At 72.0% G+C, this 1548-nt stretch carries 1 protein-coding gene; it reads left to right on the top strand.

From position 1 onward, the window contains the following. Positions 1 to 77: 77 nt before the first annotated feature. A partial coding sequence (murJ, locus tag D7V80_RS40905; RefSeq protein WP_120593136.1) for a murein biosynthesis integral membrane protein MurJ occupies positions 78 to 1548 on the top strand: 1471 nt, incomplete at its 3' end.

Raw genomic sequence — 1548 nt, 5'->3', positions numbered from 1 at the left:
CCTCGCCCCCTTCCGCCGGCTCTCCGGCCGCCCCTCTTCCGTCCAGCCCTGAACGCAGCGCGGGAGGCCGGGGCGCGATGCTGGTGGGCATTGGCATCCTGGCATCGCGCCTGATGGGGCTGGTGCGCGAGCGGGTCTTCGCGCACTACCTGGGCAACGCGGAGGCCGCCGCCGTCTTCAAGGCCGCGCTGCGCATCCCCAACTTCCTCCAGAACCTCTTTGGCGAAGGCGTGCTGTCGGGCTCCTTCATTCCCGTCTACGCCCAGCTGCTGGGCAAGAAGGACGCGGACGAGGCGGACCGGGTCGCGGGCGCGGTGTTCGGCCTCCTGGCCATGGCCACCGCCGTGATGGTGGCGCTGGGCATGCTGGCCACGCCGCTGTTCGTGGACCTCATCGCGCCGGGCTTCGAGGGCGGCGAGCGCGACCTGGCCGTGCGGCTGGTGCGCATCCTCTTCCCGGGCACGGGCTTCCTGGTGCTGAGCGCGTGGTGCCTGGGCATCCTCAACAGCCACCGGCGCTTCCTGCTGTCCTACCTGGCGCCCGTGGTGTGGAACGTCGTCATCATCGCCACGCTGCTGGTGGTGGGCAGCCTGCATGGCACGGCCGGGGGGCGCGCCGCGGAAGAGGCCGTGACGGAGTGGCTGGCCTACGGCGTGGTGCTGGGCAGCTTCCTCCAGTTCGCCGTGCAGGTGCCCACGGTGATGCGCCTCTTGGGCCACTTCCGCCCGGTGGTGTCGCTGGCCAGCGCCTCCGTGCGCCAGGTGCTGAAGAACTTCGGTCCGGTGGTGCTGGGGCGCGGCGTGGTGCAGTTCAGCGCGTGGGTGGACACCGCCTTCGCGTCGCTCATCTCCAACCGCGCGCTGTCGTCGCTGCTCTACGCGCAGACCATCTACCTCATCCCGGTGAGCCTCTTCGGCATGGCGGTGTCCGCCGCGGAGCTGCCGGAGATGGCGCGCGCCACGGCGGAAGGGGAGGCCCAGGCGCACACGAAGCTGCGAAGCCGCATCGACGCGGGCTCGCGCCGCATCGCCTTCTGGGTGGTGCCCTCCGCCGTCGCGCTCTTCTTCCTGGGGGACCTGGTGAGCGGCGCGCTCCTGCAGACGGGCCGCTTCGGCGCCTCGGACTCGCGCTACCTCTGGTATCTGCTGATGGGCGCGGCGGTGGGCCTGGTGGCTTCCACCGTGGGCCGGCTCTACGCCTCCGCCTTCTACGCGCTGAAGGACCCCAAGACGCCCCTGCGCTACGCCATCGTGCGTGTGTCCCTGGGGTCGGTGAAGGCCTGGTTCCTGGCGCTGTGGCTGCCGGAGCGGCTGGGCCTGCCCCGGGAGCTGGGCGCGGCGTTCCTCACCTTGTCCAGCGGCATCGTCGCCTGGGTGGAGACCACGCTCCTGCGCCGCAAGCTGCGCTCCATCGTCGGGCCCGTGGGCCCGCCTTCGGGCCTGCTGCCCCGGCTCTATGTCGCGGCGGTGGTGGGCGGGCTCGTGGCGTTGGCCGTCAAACAGGGGCTCACCGGCCTCCTGGGCCCCATGCCCGGGGTGGGGGCGGAGT

Origin of the sequence: Corallococcus sp. CA054B, from assembly GCF_003611625.1 — a bacterium.
Taxonomy (GTDB): Bacteria; Myxococcota; Myxococcia; order Myxococcales; family Myxococcaceae; genus Corallococcus; species Corallococcus coralloides.
This window is presented reverse-complemented; position numbering and strand designations above follow the sequence as displayed.